We start from the raw sequence: 16,303 nt of genomic DNA on the forward strand, positions 1-16,303 counted from the left end.
AACAGCTATGAAAGCAATTATGGTAGTGGGAACTACCTCCCATGCGGGGAAATCTCTGATCACTGCAGCTATCTGTAGAATTTTATCACGTCGTGGATGGAGAGTATCCCCCTTCAAAGGACAAAATATGGCTTTGAACTCTTATGTCACATCTAGTGGTGGAGAGATAGGTTATGCTCAGGCAGTACAAGCTTGGGCCGCAGGAGTTACACCTGCAGTAGAAATGAATCCTATTTTGTTGAAACCTCAAGGAAATATGACTTCTCAAGTTATCCTCAAAGGAAAAGTATTAGATACAGTAGGAGCCATAGATTATTATCAGAAATATTTTAATATTGGTTGGCAGGCTATTAAAGAATGTTTACAACTTTTATCTCAGGAATTCGACATTATAGTCTGTGAAGGAGCAGGTAGTCCAGCAGAAATTAATTTAAAGCACCGAGATTTAACTAATATGCGAGTAGCCAAGTACTTGAATGCGACTACAATTTTAGTAGTTGATATAGATCGAGGTGGTGCTTTTGCTCATATTATTGGTACTCTAGAACTGCTAGATCCAGAAGAAAGAAGTTTAATTAAAGGGATTGTAATTAATAAATTTAGAGGACAGCGATCGCTTTTAGATTCAGGTATTGAATGGTTAGAAAAAAGAACTAATATTCCTGTAATTGGCGTAATTCCCTGGATTGATGAAGTCTTTCCTGCCGAAGATTCTTTAAGTCTTTTAGACCAACGTTCTACTAAATCTAATACTGAGATTATAATTGCAATTATTAAATTACCAAGAATTTCTAATTTTACTGATTTTGATCCTTTAGATGCAGAGTCTAGTGTCAAGATTAAATATCTCAATCCTAATGATGATTTAGGTTATCCTGATGCAGTAATTATTCCTGGTTCTAAAACTACTATTAGCGATTTATTAATATTACAAAAAAGTGGCATGGCAACAGCTCTCAAGGATTACCAAGCTGCTGGCGGTACAGTTATGGGAATTTGTGGTGGTTTTCAAATGCTTGGTGAAGTTTTAATTGATGCTCAGGGTTTAGAAGGACAAAAGGGAGAATATCAAGGACTAGGACTACTACCACTCAAAACTGTAATTGCTGCTCAAAAAATTTCTCGTCAGCGACAAGTTATTGCTAATTATCCTCTAGCTAATTTACCAGTAATCGGTTATGAAATTCATCAAGGTAGAACCAAAATTACAAAACCAGATATGGTAAATCCTTTATTTAATGATCGTGATTTGGGATTTATTAATAATAATCAGTCTGTCTGGGGTAACTATTTACATGGAATTTTTGATAATAGTCCTTGGCGTCGTTCCTGGTTAAATCTCTTGCGTAAAAAACGAGGTCTCGAAGGTCTGCCGACTGGTGTTGCTAACTATAGAGAACAAAGAGAAATAATGTTAGATTCAGTTACAGATCAAGTTAATCGTCACTTAAATTTAAAGTTGATATTTAACTAAAATTTACTGATTAAAATTCACTATAAGCTAACAGTTAATCAAATAATTATTGCTTAATTATGGAAATACTTTTCTTGCCAGATAATGTTACTGTTGAGGCAGAGTCAGGAGAACCTATTCTAGAAGTTGCTGAACGTGCTGGAGTAACTATTCCTACAGGTTGTTTAATGGGTTCTTGTCATGCTTGTGAAGTTGAAATTGATGGTGGTCAAATTATTTGCGCTTGTATTACAGCAGTTCCTCCAGGACGGAAAAAAATGACGATAAATCTGTCTGTAGACATGGACTGGTAATCTTAATTTGGGTGATAGGTTGTAGGTTCTAGTAAAAAATTACGGGGTATAAATAATAGTAATTAATTTGATTTAGCTACTTAATAGAAGTTTAACTCTTTGACTTATATTTATTGTTGTATCGATACTATATAAGTTGCTACTTAAATCCAGCAAAGAGTTTAATTTATTTTTGCTTGTTCCTATTTTGTTTTCAAAATCTAAAATTTTAATGCCGTTACAAGCTTCGTTTAAAATTTGTTTTAATATTCTTAAGCTGTTTGACTGACAATTGGGATTTTTATAGTTGATATTTGACTTTGTTGAGAATCGAAAGTTTCTCAAGGTATTTTTTTAATAAAAGTAATTCTTGAACTTCCTCTCTTTCAGCACCTATTTGAGCATTAAATCCTCCTGTTATACCAATTTTATAAATGTTTGCTACAAATAGGTAGGGTACTTCTTAGAAGTCAACCCACCCCTAACCCCTCCCAGGAGGGGAGGGGAAGTCAGGAGTCAGGAGTCAGAATGAATAGATTTAATACCAGTTTTTAGGTCATAAATTCTCTTTTTTGTCAAAGGTACATTTCCTGCAAAATTTTTTTATTGCACTTATTATTCCTAACATTATTTTTGAAAATTGGTATTATACCTTTAAGCACTTCTTCAAAAGTTGAAATTAAAATTTCCAATCCTTTTTTCTTTGCCTTAATTAAAATAATTTCATTATTCAACAATTAAAATTTTACTAGAAGATTATCCATAATCATTTCAGACTTAGGTTGTGGTTTAGCCAAATCAATACCCAACTTTAAAAGCAAAAACATATTAACTAAATTAGATTTAAATAGTTAATTCTAGCCAGAGATTTCAATTTTTTTTTCTTAAAATTGTTATATCTCATTGATTTAAAAGGTGGAAAACTCATCAGCTTGCCTTTTCATCTCATGTGAATTAAATAAAATTTTAAACTACTTAAACTATTACCAATTACCCATAATTATAGTTAACTTTTTCAACTTTTTCCTTCTTCATTCTGCTTGACAGCAACAGCATAATCACGAAATCTTTCCATATCTGCCATCAAAGTAGATTCTACCATCCTACCTAAAAATAAATTATCCATAATCTTAATTAACCAGCCAGGAACTCCATAGGCTACAGTTAACTTGACGATACTACTACCATGACGGTCATAAAAACGGATTGCACCTCGGTTGGGTAAACCATCCACAGACTCCCACTGAATAATTTGATGGGTAACTATTCTCTGAATTCGAGAAAGCCAGCTAAACTCAAAATTACCACTAGCTAATTTCCACTTGGATAAGTCTGGATTATCTTTAAGAACTTCAACAGATTCTATCCACTTCATCCATCGAGGCATTTGTTCTAAATCTGACCAAAGATTCCACACTAAATCAATTGGAGCAGCTACCTCTATCTGTACGCTATGTTCTAGCCAATTACTCATAAGTAATATTTTAAATTATTTTAAATTGATTATTATATAGAACGATTTTTTAAAGTAAATATTTAAACTTTAAAAGGCAAAATTACTTGTATCGTAGAAGGAAAAAATTTGATAATTGATGTTCCGTTTTTTCTTATGCAGAGTGCTACACAAACAGCTATTTCATTACTCAAATACAATAATGGCGAGTGCTACATTTTAAAACTTACGCATTTTTGAGCGCTAAAGAGTCAAATATAGTGTAGCACTATAGTTTTAGATGTATTCAATATTGAGTAATTAGTAGGCAGTAGTTGTGCTGAAACTACACTGGTATGATAATTTTGCCAGTTGTTGTTAAAAATGTAGTCTACTGTCAGCTTGATTAGCAATTATCTAATGTATATAGATATATAGCAGGGAACAAACAAGACTGGGAAAAAAATCGGACAGTCTAAGGTAATCATCCTATATCCTAGGCGTTGCTGAATCAAGGGATGAATCTTTTTTGAACAGGAAAATCTCATCCTTAATACTTCATACTTCTTTTTTGTCCAAGCATACAATTCATCCCACAAATATGCAACGCCTATATCCTAAGTAACTCTTTCCCGTGCTATATCATTAGACATCTCCACAAAAGAGGGAACAGGGAACTCTTAACAAGGAACAGGGATAAATAATTGACAATTTATAGATAAAAATTGCTTTTATTTTTGATTTTTGGAGATGTTTATTAATATTCAACCCAAAATAATACTATAGCGCTACATATTAAATTTAAGACATTTATCTGTTGCCTTTTGCCTTCAGAAACTACTGACTTTTCCTACCGGAATACTGCCCAAACAACCCAAATATTATTCTCTTAACTACTAACTACTTCTTAAACACTTGATTTTAGCTGGCGGTAACTGGAGTTCGCCCCAAAATATTTTCCACATTTGCCAAAATTTTCTGAGCAGCTTGCTTTCCAGAAATAGTTGCTCCTTCCATACTGTCAATATAATCCTGTTGGGTATAACTACCTGCTAGAAAAAAGTTAGGCACTGGTGTTTGTTGATTAGGGCGATATAAATCCATACCAGGAGCTTCCCGATACAAAGACTGAGCCAATTTCACCACACTATACCAAGTCATATTTAATTCCCGTGAAGAAGGAAATAATTCATGGACTTGCTTTAAGACATGATGAGCGATCGCCTCATTATTCTCTTTGATAAAAGGGTCTCCTGGTGTTAACACCAACTGTAATAAAGAACCTTGTCCTTGCCGATAATAATCTCCTGGACTCGTTAATGCTAAATCCGCAAAACAGGAAAAGTCCGCATCTGGAGTATAAAGTAAATTATCAAGACCAGCAGCACGCTCTAATTGCTGACGTTGGTTTTTATCGTGTAACTCTGTCACCCAACCATCAAACCTGAGCTGTACCGTTGCTACTGGTACTGCATCTAATTTATAGATTTTGTCAAACTCTGGCCATTTGCGCCAAGCTTCCGGCAAAATGCGCTGAATACCCGGTACATCACAGGCAAACACATAAGCATCAGCAGCAATAGTTTCTTCAGTCTCCCCACTAGCGACAACTATCCCACTGACACGAGTTTCCCCATCATTCTCCATAAACTGAATTTCTCTGACTCGTCTCCTAGTATAAATTTTTGTCCCCCTGGCCTCCAAATATTCAACAATTGGTTTGTGGAGATATTCGTAAGGAGACCCCTCCAACATCCGCAGCACCGATGCTTCTGTTTTTGCAGCAAATAATTGGAATATTGTCAACATACATCGAGCAGAAATATTATCTGCATCAATAAACCCCAGAGCATAAGCAATAGGATTCCACATTCTTTTGATACTACCATCAGAGCCACCTTGGCCACGAAACCAATCTCCAAAACTTACCTTATCCAAATCTCGAATAGTTTTCATTGCCCCATCAAAATCTATCAACCCTCTAACTATTGGACTGGTGCCCAGGGCGATCGCATTTTGTAACTTATCTTGCGCAGATAATTGAGATGTGGTAAAAAAAGCTTTTAATCCATTAAAAGGCGCTCCCGTCAGGAAACGAAAATCTAGAGAACCTGTTTTGCCCCCCTTATTGATAAAATTGTGAGTATGTTCTTTGAGGCGGAGATTCTCAAAAGCTCCTACTTTTTTCATTAATTCAAACAGTTGGTAGTAGCAACCAAAGAAAACGTGCAAACCCATCTCTACATGATTTCCATCCGCATCTACCCAACTACCAACTTTTCCCCCAACAAAAGGGCGAGATTCAAATATTTCTACTTGATGTCCAGCATCGGCCAATTCGACGGCTGTGGCCATACCTGCTAATCCTGCACCTGCGATCGCGACTCGCATTATTTACTTCCTTTATCATTTTTTTTACAATTCTTAATAATTATACCAATTAAGAAACTTTTTTGAGCTTCGAGAAAGTAATTTGCTCTGAAGAAATGTAGGGAAATTGTAGTCTTAGCATATTACTTTTTGACCTGTGGAAAGATAATTTAATTAAGATCGCACAACCATTTATTCTTACTTACAGAAATAGGTTGTCATATATTTGTTTTGATTCATATATAACGACCTATTTATTTAAAATCTCTATTACAATTGATCAATTATTTCATTAGCAAAACATAAAATAAATATGACTGAATAGTTCTCCATCTGGATCGTTTGGAAAGAATACATTATCGTTTTGAGGTTCTATAAGACGCAACTTACAATCTTCATTAATCATCCAGTTAATAGCATGACCGCCATTATTTATCCAGTTGCCCCACAAAATTCCAAAGGCATGAGAATGATTTAAATTATTACTTTGATAAGAATTTTTTGCAAAGTCAGCCTTGAGCAAAAGAGCAAAATCATCACAATCAAAACGATATATTGTCATCCCAAAAGTACAGTAATTTATTTTTTCTTGATTTTTATACTTATCTCCCTACTTAAAGGCATTCGGCACATACTTATTAGTTATCTCTTCTTCTTAGTTATCTCTTCTTCCTTCTTCACAAAGATATTGGCATTAATTGTAATGGCCCTATCCCCAATTCTTTAGTAGAGAGAAAGCGCACTTCAAACAAAGCCATCATATCCTTAAAATCTGGTTGACCACGAGAAGCACCTGTAATACCCCTGGCAATAATTAAACCACACCAACCATCAGTAGCTTGGCAACGCTTGTCCCATTTTTGTTTAGCTTTCTTGTGTACTGGGTCATTCTGCACAAATTCACCAAATAAATGAAGCACACCATCATAAGTTTTAAATATGCCCAAATCGTAGCTTGTTTCTTCCATGGGATCTTCTCCTATATTAAACCCGATACCATGAAGTCCTTGAGCTTCTTGTAAATCATCTATCAATTTAGTTGCTTTTGGCAGAGAAGTTTGAATCAAAACTATTGGTAAACCTTCTCCTAATAATTTAAGATCTACTTCTGCTGCCTGGTGTAGTTTAGTATTGTCTCGTAGATATGCCACTGTATCCCAAGGTACCATTCCTAAACTTAAGAAAGAATTGGCCGGGACCAAATCATTCTTCAGCATGGGCATTTCAATTTCTAATTCTTCATCTCCTTCAAGATCGGCCTCGGTAGCCATTTCATATAATTCTTCTGCCACTTCTGGCATAGTGGCCACTTTGACTGAAATTATTTGTTCAGATTCTGGTATAGGGATACGGTAGCGACTATTGATACTAGGAAACTTATTACCTGTCATCTTTTTGCGACAAGAGCGTAAAAAACGATGGAGTGCTTCTATTGCCACTAATGTGGTAACTGCTTCCTCTTCATATAGAACAGACCTTAAACCTTCTAAAGGATGTAGATTACCAAAATTGGGCTGAATTTCTGATGCAGATAAATTTTGGAGGTCGATATTCTCACTCTCATCATCTGCCTCTTCTTCTTGAAGGTGATCGTAAGTGACAAACAAACAATCTTGTCCCAAAAAAGCTTCCTCTAAATTTTCAAAAGATTTTTCATAAGCTACTCGTTGCCGAAACCTTTTGAGAGAATCTAAAGAACGATATAGTAAGATGCCATAATCCATACCCAACTTACCTAAGACGCAGATGTAGAGATTTTTGATATCCCATTGATTAAGTTCTATGGAAATAATTTGATGTTCTCCTAATATTTCCCATGGTGCATCGTCCCAAACTTGATATGCTTTTTCAAGTAAAGCTTCCGCATAGTCAGGAGGTAAGTTAGGAGGACGATTTTCTGCTACTTCCTGTAGTCCTTGAAATATTTCATCAATTAGAGGTAAATCCGGGACATAATCAATGGTAATTCCTAGGTCTTGTAAAACTCCCCTCAGAAAAAATTGAATTTCTCGGTCTTTGACTACTATTTTTTGAGGTCTAATTGTTGGAGCTGGACTTTGAGGATTTTCCATTGCTCGCAGCAGTGTCCGAACAATTGCTTCTGGGCCAATTTCTGACGTCACCATGTCCATTGCTCGTACCATTCCATGGGAGCCATCGACCCAAATAATACATTCATTTGTTGTTTCTGACTCTAACTCTGGGTTAGAGCTTGAGTCTGAGTATATAGGGCGACGATCGCCTTCCCACACACTTGGAACTTGTTGTAATTTTTGTAACCTACGAATTGTTGAAGGATTAAGAGCTGCCATAGACTAAGCCTGTGAAAGTGAAGCAATCGGTAAATATTCTTTCCTTGTTGCATTAAGCCATATTCTTAATGTACTTTGATATACATTTTTCTCTATACAGCTTTGCTAATGTGACGGGAATTTTATTTTCTACTATCTTAATGACTGCTCGGATCAATTGAGCGATGAATCATAATTAACATAAAAATATATAGACTTACTATATAACTCTCTATCTATAATTTTAATAATTTTAACATTATTAGCGACAGTCTTTAAGTTTTTGGTACCCATATATTAAGGTATTAAACCACAATAAGGCCAGATTTAAAAAAATGATGATTTTTGACTGAGGATACTATTCAAAAAGTATAGTTACAATCTTTATCTAGAAATATAAATATGAAATAGAATATATAAATAGTAAGGAATTACTATTTTAGAGCAATAGTACAAGGAGCTAGAAATAAAAATGACACAAGCTACTCAGTCTCAGCAAAAAGGTATCATGATGAGCGAAGCTGCCTTAGCCCAGGTTAATCATCTCAGAGAGAAAGAAGGAAAAGACCTGTGCCTCAGAGTAGGAGTGCGTCAAGGTGGATGTTCTGGAATGTCCTACACGATGGATTTTGCTGACCCTAATACTATTAGAGAAGATGATGAAGTTTATGATTATGATGGATTTAAGGTAGTTTGCGATCGCAAGAGTATTCTATATCTCTACGGTTTAGTACTCGACTATAGTAATGCTTTAATTGGGGGTGGGTTTCAATTTAGTAATCCTAATGCAACTCAAACCTGTGGCTGTGGTAGTTCCTTTTCTGCCTAAAATTAATCAAATCAAATCATATTTGTCAGAAGCTATCTAGGTCTAGTCTTTCCTAGAACTTCTGTAAATGCAACTGCTTAATAATGGGCAAACTGGAGAGTAGGGGTACAGTATTAATTGTGCCCCTATCTATGTAAATTGAGTATATTAATGTACAATCTTAAACTTACTTATTGTCATTAATTTTTTTAAGTAGAAAATATCGAATATTATGACTCAGACACCTGAAGAATTATATAAAGAAGGATTAGAAAGATATAAAGCTGGAGAAGAACCAAAAACTTTAATTCCAGTATTTAAAGATATTACAAATCGTTCTCCTAAAAGTAGTAGTAGTTGGATAAGTTTATCATGGTTATATCTATTAGAGAAAAAACCTAAATCAGCTTACAAAGCAGCGAAGACAGGAGTTAAACTTAATCCAGACGATCCACAAGGGAGAATTAATTTAGCTTTAGCAATGCTGGAAATTGGAGAAAAGGGTGTAAGAACTCATGTAGAAAGGGCACAACAAATGATTATGGCTGACTCAGATTGGCTTGAGGAAATTAAAAGTAACATTCAGGATGGTTTTGAGAGAAGAGCTGATTGGCCTAGTTTAAGTCGAGTTAAGAGTTGGTTATTCGATATTTAAGTGAAATATCCCACCATACTTCTTTGAGGGTGGAGCTTTTTACCCTCAAGAACTAACGCTCTTGATACACAGCATTTGAACTGTCTGGTTAGGCGTAGATTCGGACACTTCCTACCCTATATATTCATCAGAAAATTGCCACAAATTATGACAGGTTTTAATATCTTTGTCATGAGCCACATGAAACTCTTCAAAGATAAACTATACAGTATAAAAAAGCAGTGTTATAGCATCCATAAACCACTAAAGGATGATAATAAATAGTTTTGAGTTGAGCTGATAACTGTATAGATGAAGCAAAACATTAAAAGCTATTTTTCAAAGATATAGAACTCGCATAAATTCTCAACATTAAATCTTTTTTTCCTTTTCCTAGTTAAACTACTCTTCACTTATTCAAGAAGTTAAAATATGTATATTAAAAAAACTTAATAATTCATATAAAAACTTTATGAAATATCCAAGAAAATAATGTTATGATGTTTAGAACTTTAAGAGATTACTTAATCGCTGTAAATTGAGAACATCCCACATAGAGCATCTAGCTCTACAAACTACCTCTAAATCATCTAGCGAAAACTTGAAGAATGCTAATATTGGCATTATATAAAATTCAAGTTAAAGGTTGACTTCCTCAAGATATTTACTCAAATAATATCATAAAGTTGTCTGCATAAATGAGGATAAGGGGAAATTATCTGTACAATCCTAAAACACAGATAAAATGTCTGAATTAATAGCCTATTATGACCTACAAAAATTGCTGAAAGTAAAACAATAACATACACTAAGCAAAAAAAATGAATAGGTAGTTAAAGCACAAATAAATTCAGAAAAAGATTTTTAGAGTGTGAGGCTGTGCCTAATATACATAAGCAAGTCTGGGAAAATTTAACAACTTGTTTAGTCTTTAGTAAAAATCTCTATATCAGAGAGCCAGACCTAATTTTTAGATAATACAAAGGAGTTGAAATACAATGACAATTAATAACAACAACAAAGAAGTTAGTTTAAAGCCAGAAACTCGTAATCACAAAGGATTTTTTATACAGCAAGGAGATTATAAACTAATGAGCATAGATGAGTCTGGCTGGGCTTTAATTTGTCTAGATGACGCAGTATGTCATTATGTAGATCCAGATAACTTGGAACAAATTAAAGAATTAGTCAAAGAATCCGCAACTGCTCAGAAATAAAGATTTTAACTACCTATAGATTTAAAAATTATTTGATAGAGCTGCCTTTAAGTTTAAGGCAGCTTAATTTTTTTTTACTCCCATGACGGAAAGTCCCGCGCTTTCCTGTAAGGGAGACTCAGGATGATAGCCATCCATATTACAATAGAAAACAAACAGGGGGAGGGCATCACCTCTGTATAAACCGCAACTCTTTTTTGAGTTGAAGAATCCCGTGGTGTCACCTAAGCGTACCACCGGGAGTATGTCAAGGAGCTAAAATATTTTTCAGAGCCGACTTAACAGTTGAATATTGATACTCAAAGCCAGAAGCTTGAGTCTGTTTTGGTAAGACTTTTTGACCTTCCAATACCACCACTGCACCATCTCCTAATAACAATTCAATGGCAAAATCAGGTACAGGTAACCAAGAAGGTCGATTTAAAACTAATCCTAAATCTTGACAAAATTCTCCCATTCGTACAGGATTAGGAGAAGTAGCATTGAATTTACCTTCTATTTCCGGGTGGCGCATAGAATGTAAAATCAAACCAACCAAATCATCAATATGTACCCAAGAAAACCATTGCTTACCACTACCAATAGGCCCACCAGCAAATAACTTAAACGGAGTTAGCATTTTTGAGACAGTACCCCCCATACCGAGTACAATACCAATCCGCAAAATAACCAACCTCACCCCCAAATCTTTTACAGGTTCAGCTGCAGTTTCCCAAGCTCGACAAACCTCCGCCAGAAAATCATTTCCACTATTGCTATGTTCATCAAAAGTTACGGTTTCACTCGTACCATAATAGCCAATAGCCGACCCACTGACCAATACCGATGGTTTAGAATTAGCCTGAGCGATCGCCTCCACCAATTTTTCCGTAGTTACCTTGCGACTGTCCATAATTTCTTGCTTCCGACTAGCATTCCAACGCTCATCAGCAATACCAGCTCCTGCCAGATTAACCACACCATCGCAGCCATCTATAAACTTTTGCCAAGCACCAGACTGTTTTGGTTGGTAGGCAACTATCTCTAAATTAGGGTAGGCTGAGTCAGGAAAAATTCGTTTAGCTTTTTCCGGGTTGCGGGTCAAAACTAATATTTGTTCCCCTTCCGAATGTAAACGCTCTACCAAGCGACTGCCAACAAACCCTGTTGCTCCTGTAATAGCTACTTTCATTACTAAAAAATTTGCCCACAATACTTAATTTATCCTTGTAAGACATCATATAAGCTGTTTTGCATTTAAACCATATACCCAATTTTTGTCAAAGGGAATAGTGAATAGGGAATAGGGAACAGGGAACAGGGAACAGGGAATATAGAATCTAAATACACATCTCCAATAATAAAAAATAACATCAATTATCCCACATAAATCATCAATTATTTCTCCCTACTTCTTGCTCTGTACTCCCTACTCCCTCTTTTCTCGAGATGTCTAATGATTCTTAGCTTAGTAGGTTGGGTCAAGTACCAGCGTTAGCGCAGCTTATCCACAGGATAAACCCAACCCAAATAATGTTGGGTTTCAATTCTTCAACCCAACCTACTAGACTGATACTAAAAAACTTTGCCCACAATATAGTAGCTTGGGTCAAGCACCAGGGAAACCCAATCAAAACCTATAAATTAAATAATGTTGAGTTTTATTTTTCAAGCCAACCAACCTACCCTACCTAGTCTGCAAAATTAATTTAATATTTGTTACAGGTAGAAAACAGGAAAGAGAAAATATAAACGGGTAGTGGATGTTAAAAAGAATTTTGTCTACCTACTTCTACTTATACTTACCTAGTAGATATTAAATTATAAAAAAAATTCTATGAAAAAATCACACTTTCTAATTGCTGGTGCAACCATCATTACAGCAGTCAGTATTGCTACCTATCTTTACTTGAGAAATGTGGCCGCGAAAGTCTCCAACCCTCTGAACAGCGCCCAAATAGTACCTGAATCGGCAATTATGGCCAGTTTTATTCATCCTAATCAACAAGCTTTAAATAAATTACAACAATTTGGTACTCCCGAAACCAGAAAATTAATTAGCCAGAGTTATGCAGAATTTCAGCAGGAAAATTTAGCAGAAGCTAATATTGATTGGGAAAAAGACATTCAACCTTGGTTGGGAGGAATAATGTTTGCTTTTGTTCCCGCTGAGTCAGGGGAAGATACCGATCCGGTGAATATTTTGATGTTGGTGGGAATTAAAAATAAGTTAGAGGTTTGGAAATTTGCCAATAAATTAAAAGGAGATGAGGAAAATCAAGTTATTGAGAAGGAATATCAGGGGGTGACTATTCGGGAAGTTACTGATGAGAGTGGGAAAACTTTTAATTTGGCAATTTTGGGAGATTATTTAGCGATCGCGACCGTTGCAGCAGTAGTGGAAGATGCTATTGATACGTTTCAGGGTGAGGTTTCTTTGGCGATGCAAGAAAATGCTACTGAAAGTTTACAGCAGAGTGCGGGGGTGGAAAATGCCCTCGCTACTATTTTTATTCCTAATTATAGTGAGTTGATGAAAGCATTTACTGATGATTTACCGGAGAATGAACAGTTGTCTACTGCAAGTTTAGTGCAGTTGGAAAAAATAAATTCTGTGGTGATGGGAATAGGAGTGGATGATGCTGGTTTGCGCTTGCGGACAGTGACTAAGTTGAATTCTCCCTTGCCTCCAGAGCAGACTGAAACAGCATCGGGTGAGGTTTTGCAACGGTTTCCAGCGGAGACGATGATGTCGGTCAGTGGGAAGAATATTAGTTTAGCTTGGTCGCAGTTTGTGGCGCAAGCGCAGGGTAGTGAAGATTTGCAGGATCTGTTGGAGATGGTGAGGAAGACGTTTCAAGATTTAGATTTGGATGTAGATCGAGAAGTGTTTGGTTGGATGGATGGGGAGTTTGCTATAGGTTTAATTGGGTCAAATGAAGGAATATTGGTACAGACTGGCGTTGGTGGAGCGATGATTTTGGAGACTAGCGATCGCTTTGCTGCTAATGTGATGTTGAGAAAGTTAAATAGAGTAGCGATGGAAAAACCAGGTGTGTCGTTGAAGGAAAAACAGGTGGGAGAGATATCGGTGACGGAGTGGCAGATGGTTGGTATTGGTAGTTTTTTGGGGTATGGGTGGTTGGATGATGATTCTTTGTTTGTGGCACTTGGTGAACCGTTGATAGAGGTGATGATGACTATGCCAGATCGTGGTTTAATTGGGAGTGATGATTTTGAGGAAGTCGTGGGGTCTTTACCAACATCGAATCAGGGGTATTTTTATTTGAATATGGAGCAGATGATGGTTTGGGCGAATCGTTATCCGTTTGTGAATCTGATGATACCACGGGATATGAAGGTTGTTTTGAGTTCAATTCGTGGTATTGGGGTGACGGCGAGTTGGTCGGATGAGTTGACGAATGAGATGGAAATTTTGTGGGTGTTGCAGAAAAAGTAGTCAGTTTGTAGTTTGTAGGGTGCTGTTAGCGATAGCGTAACGCACCCAAATTATCAAAAGCGATTAAGTGAGTAAAACCTTAAAAGTAGATTTTTTCTAACAGAAAAATCGGACTTCAAGCCTGATTTTAATTCAGGTAATGATTCTTTTTGTATAGATTTGCCAACTTTGTAGATAGTAGTAATTTATAAATTTTATACTGTTCATCCATATCATCTATTTATGGATATGGCAATAAAATTTGGAATTGGCAAAAGTAGATTTCAATTTACCTTAATTATCGGCTGAAAACGATTGAAAACTATTTGTTTTTTACAGTTAAATTTGACAAAAACAACTATTATTTCGTCGTTAAAATAAATATAATCAAAAAATATACTACTTGGTATAATATGGTATTAAATATTATTAGGAACTACTAACCAAATGTTAGATTGGATTTCTGTTACTTTTTCTCAATTATTAAAAAATATAGATGCTATCATTTTTTATCGTATTGGTGGCGACCAAGGGATACCACTTATTGTACTTTGGCTAATTAGTGGCAGTCTCTTTTTTACTCTCCGAATGCAGTTTATTAATATTCGAGCTTTTAAACACGCAATAGATGTTATTTGGGGAAAATACGATGACCCTAATGATGAGGGTGAAGTCTCTCATTTTCAAGCTATGGCAACTGCTTTATCTGGAACTGTGGGGCTAGGAAATATTGCTGGAGTTGCTATTGCTATTAGCTTTGGCGGACCAGGCGCAGCTTTTTGGATGACGATCGCAGGGTTGTTAGGCATGAGTACAAAGTTTGTTGAATGTACTTTGGCACAAAAATATCGTGTAGTTAACCCAGATGGTACAAGCATTGGAGGGCCAATGTATTATATATCAATGGGTTTAGCTGACTTAGGACAAAAAAAATTAGGTCAATTTTTAGGTGGAATGTTTGCATTGTTCAATATCTTTGCTGTCTTGGGTAGTTCCAGCATATTTCAGTCTAACCAGTCTCAAGTAGTTGTTGCTAATGTGATACCTTTTTTTGCTCAACGAAGCTGGGTTTATGGATTAATTTTAGTATTAATAGTGGGGTTAGTAATAGTAGGTGGTATTCAACGTATTGCTGGAGTAGCTGCTGCCATTGTACCGACAATGTGTGGCGTTTACTTTCTGGCAGGTTCATGGGTGATTTTAGCTAACTTTACTGCTATTCCTCACGCAATTTCTACTATAATTCATAGCGCTTTTGCTCCCCAAGCTATGGCAGGGGGTTTTGTGGGAGCGCTAATACAAGGGATTCGCCGTGCAGCTTTTTCTAATGAAGCAGGATTGGGTTTGGCAGCGATCGCTCATGCTACGGCAAAGACAGATGAACCTGTTCGAGAAGGTATTGTAGCAATGCTAGAACCATTTATTGATACTGTCATTATCTGTAATATGACCGCTTTAGTAGTTATTATTACTGGCGTTTACAATAATCCTGAATTTGCGACTCTCAACGGTTCAGAGCTAACTTTAGCCGCCTTTACTACTGTGATTGACTGGTTTCCTGCTATTTTGACAATTTGTATAATTTTGTTTGCTTTTTCTACGATGATTTCTAGTAGTTACTATGGTCAAGTTTGCTGGCAATATTTATTTGGAAACCGAGGTGTGATTATCTATAAAATCTTGTTCTTAGTAGGTATCTTTGTCGGTACGGTTACTAACCCAGAAGCAGTCATTGAGTTTAGTGATGCTATGAAAATAACTCTTGCTTTTCCGAGTTTGCTTGGTGCTTATTTTCTCTGTGGTAAAGTGGCAACAGACCAAGCAAGTTATATGAAGCGTTTACAAGCAGGAGAAATGTTCAATGAATCTCCTTCAAAAGTTATTGGGTGAGAAATAGCGCTACGCGCAAGGCAACAGGCAACAGCGGTGCGACCCCGCGACCAAGTTAGTAGCAAGGGAATGGGCACCAAGAGAGGCAATAGGCAACAGGGGAATACAAAACGGCTTCAGCTTCTATTAATGTCAAACACCTTAATGCGTAGCGCTATAACAATTACAGGGCAATTGATTTAAGTAGACCACAAAATTATTTTTGGGTAGGGAGTAGCGGTGCGACCCCGCGACGAAGTTAGTAGCAAGGGAATGCTGACCAAGAGAGGGAATGTTGACTAAGAGAGGGAACGCGCACAAAGAGAGGGAGTAGAAAAATCAATGCTTTTGGGTTGCCCATACTAACTGTAGTCTATCTATGTGAAAAGCGCTATAGAACCCATTTGAGATCTATATAATTATGGTAGTCAAGTCTTTTCGCGCATTAATTTTGAGGAAAATTCAGTTGAAGGAGTGTTGAATTTTTTGTATTATCTCTCCCCAAATCTTCCCTCTTA

General features: G+C 36.2%; 12 protein-coding genes. 7 read left to right on the plus strand and 5 right to left on the minus strand.

Going from position 1 to position 16,303, the window contains the following annotated elements; all coding sequences use genetic code 11:
* Nucleotides 1–7 precede the first annotated feature (7 nt).
* Together cobQ and F6K27_RS15485 are read left to right on the plus strand one after the other, a co-directional pair.
* The gene (cobQ, locus tag F6K27_RS15480) at nt 8–1,474 is read left to right on the plus strand and encodes a cobyric acid synthase CobQ (RefSeq protein ID WP_124146493.1); all 1,467 of its coding nucleotides are present in this window, start codon (nt 8–10) and stop codon (nt 1,472–1,474) included.
* Nucleotides 1,475–1,533: 59 nt separating this feature from the next.
* On the plus strand, nt 1,534–1,767 hold the full coding sequence (locus F6K27_RS15485) for a 2Fe-2S iron-sulfur cluster-binding protein (RefSeq protein WP_124146492.1): 234 nt from the start codon (nt 1,534–1,536) through the stop codon (nt 1,765–1,767).
* 994 nt (nt 1,768–2,761) lie between these two features.
* On the opposite strand, the gene F6K27_RS15490 is transcribed toward F6K27_RS15485, so the two are convergent.
* The 4 genes from F6K27_RS15490 to F6K27_RS15505 form a co-directional block, all read right to left on the minus strand.
* Nucleotides 2,762–3,220, minus strand: coding sequence for an SRPBCC family protein (locus F6K27_RS15490; protein WP_287277332.1), 459 nt, complete (start codon nt 3,218–3,220; stop codon nt 2,762–2,764).
* A gap of 879 nt (nt 3,221–4,099) precedes the next feature.
* Entirely contained in the window at nt 4,100–5,569 is a 1,470-nt protein-coding gene (gene zds / locus F6K27_RS15495) for a 9,9'-di-cis-zeta-carotene desaturase (protein WP_287277334.1), read from the minus strand.
* A 271-nt stretch (nt 5,570–5,840) separates the two neighbouring features.
* Complete coding sequence (locus F6K27_RS15500) at nt 5,841–6,131, minus strand: lectin MOA-related protein (protein WP_287277349.1); 291 nt, start codon at nt 6,129–6,131, stop codon at nt 5,841–5,843.
* Nucleotides 6,132–6,225: 94 nt separating this feature from the next.
* Complete coding sequence (locus F6K27_RS15505) at nt 6,226–7,860, minus strand: DUF6930 domain-containing protein (protein ID WP_124146487.1); 1,635 nt, start codon at nt 7,858–7,860, stop codon at nt 6,226–6,228.
* A gap of 451 nt (nt 7,861–8,311) precedes the next feature.
* Here F6K27_RS15505 and F6K27_RS15510 point away from each other — a divergent pair, with 451 nt between their 5' ends.
* The 3 genes from F6K27_RS15510 to F6K27_RS15520 all read left to right on the plus strand — a co-directional run bounded on the left by F6K27_RS15510 (nt 8,312) and on the right by F6K27_RS15520 (nt 10,498).
* On the plus strand, nt 8,312–8,668 hold the full coding sequence (locus F6K27_RS15510) for an iron-sulfur cluster assembly accessory protein (RefSeq protein ID WP_287277335.1): 357 nt from the start codon (nt 8,312–8,314) through the stop codon (nt 8,666–8,668).
* A 211-nt stretch (nt 8,669–8,879) separates the two neighbouring features.
* Nucleotides 8,880–9,302 (plus strand): hypothetical protein, encoded by a 423-nt coding sequence (locus F6K27_RS15515; protein ID WP_287277337.1) that lies wholly within the window; start codon nt 8,880–8,882, stop codon nt 9,300–9,302.
* A 977-nt stretch (nt 9,303–10,279) separates the two neighbouring features.
* Nucleotides 10,280–10,498, plus strand: coding sequence for a hypothetical protein (locus tag F6K27_RS15520; RefSeq protein ID WP_124146484.1), 219 nt, complete (start codon nt 10,280–10,282; stop codon nt 10,496–10,498).
* Between the two features lie 247 nt (nt 10,499–10,745).
* Here F6K27_RS15520 and F6K27_RS15525 read toward each other — a convergent pair whose 3' ends face one another.
* The gene (locus F6K27_RS15525) at nt 10,746–11,669 is read right to left on the minus strand and encodes a TIGR01777 family oxidoreductase (protein ID WP_287277351.1); all 924 of its coding nucleotides are present in this window, start codon (nt 11,667–11,669) and stop codon (nt 10,746–10,748) included.
* Nucleotides 11,670–12,314: 645 nt separating this feature from the next.
* On the opposite strand from F6K27_RS15525, the gene F6K27_RS15530 reads away from it, so the two are divergent.
* Both F6K27_RS15530 and F6K27_RS15535 read left to right on the plus strand, forming a co-directional pair.
* The gene (locus F6K27_RS15530) at nt 12,315–13,937 is read left to right on the plus strand and encodes a DUF3352 domain-containing protein (protein ID WP_287277339.1); all 1,623 of its coding nucleotides are present in this window, start codon (nt 12,315–12,317) and stop codon (nt 13,935–13,937) included.
* A gap of 426 nt (nt 13,938–14,363) precedes the next feature.
* Nucleotides 14,364–15,806 carry a sodium:alanine symporter family protein gene (locus tag F6K27_RS15535; RefSeq protein ID WP_287277341.1) on the plus strand — a complete coding sequence of 481 codons (1,443 nt, stop codon included), beginning with the start codon at nt 14,364–14,366 and terminating at the stop codon, nt 15,804–15,806.
* Nucleotides 15,807–16,303: the final 497 nt, after the last annotated feature.

The organism is Okeania sp. SIO2F5 (assembly GCF_010692685.1).
GTDB classification, from domain to species: Bacteria; Cyanobacteriota; Cyanobacteriia; order Cyanobacteriales; family Microcoleaceae; genus Okeania; species Okeania hirsuta.

Coding starts and splice junctions, on each gene's coding strand:
- cobQ (WP_124146493.1), top strand. CDS start 8: ATGAAAGCAATTATGGTAGTGGGAACTACCTCCCATGCGGGGAAATCT.
- F6K27_RS15485 (WP_124146492.1), top strand. CDS start 1,534: ATGGAAATACTTTTCTTGCCAGATAATGTTACTGTTGAGGCAGAGTCA.
- F6K27_RS15490 (WP_287277332.1), bottom strand. CDS start 3,220: ATGAGTAATTGGCTAGAACATAGCGTACAGATAGAGGTAGCTGCTCCA.
- zds (WP_287277334.1), bottom strand. CDS start 5,569: ATGCGAGTCGCGATCGCAGGTGCAGGATTAGCAGGTATGGCCACAGCC.
- F6K27_RS15505 (WP_124146487.1), bottom strand. CDS start 7,860: ATGGCAGCTCTTAATCCTTCAACAATTCGTAGGTTACAAAAATTACAA.
- F6K27_RS15510 (WP_287277335.1), top strand. CDS start 8,312: ATGACACAAGCTACTCAGTCTCAGCAAAAAGGTATCATGATGAGCGAA.
- F6K27_RS15515 (WP_287277337.1), top strand. CDS start 8,880: ATGACTCAGACACCTGAAGAATTATATAAAGAAGGATTAGAAAGATAT.
- F6K27_RS15520 (WP_124146484.1), top strand. CDS start 10,280: ATGACAATTAATAACAACAACAAAGAAGTTAGTTTAAAGCCAGAAACT.
- F6K27_RS15525 (WP_287277351.1), bottom strand. CDS start 11,669: ATGAAAGTAGCTATTACAGGAGCAACAGGGTTTGTTGGCAGTCGCTTG.
- F6K27_RS15530 (WP_287277339.1), top strand. CDS start 12,315: ATGAAAAAATCACACTTTCTAATTGCTGGTGCAACCATCATTACAGCA.
- F6K27_RS15535 (WP_287277341.1), top strand. CDS start 14,364: ATGTTAGATTGGATTTCTGTTACTTTTTCTCAATTATTAAAAAATATA.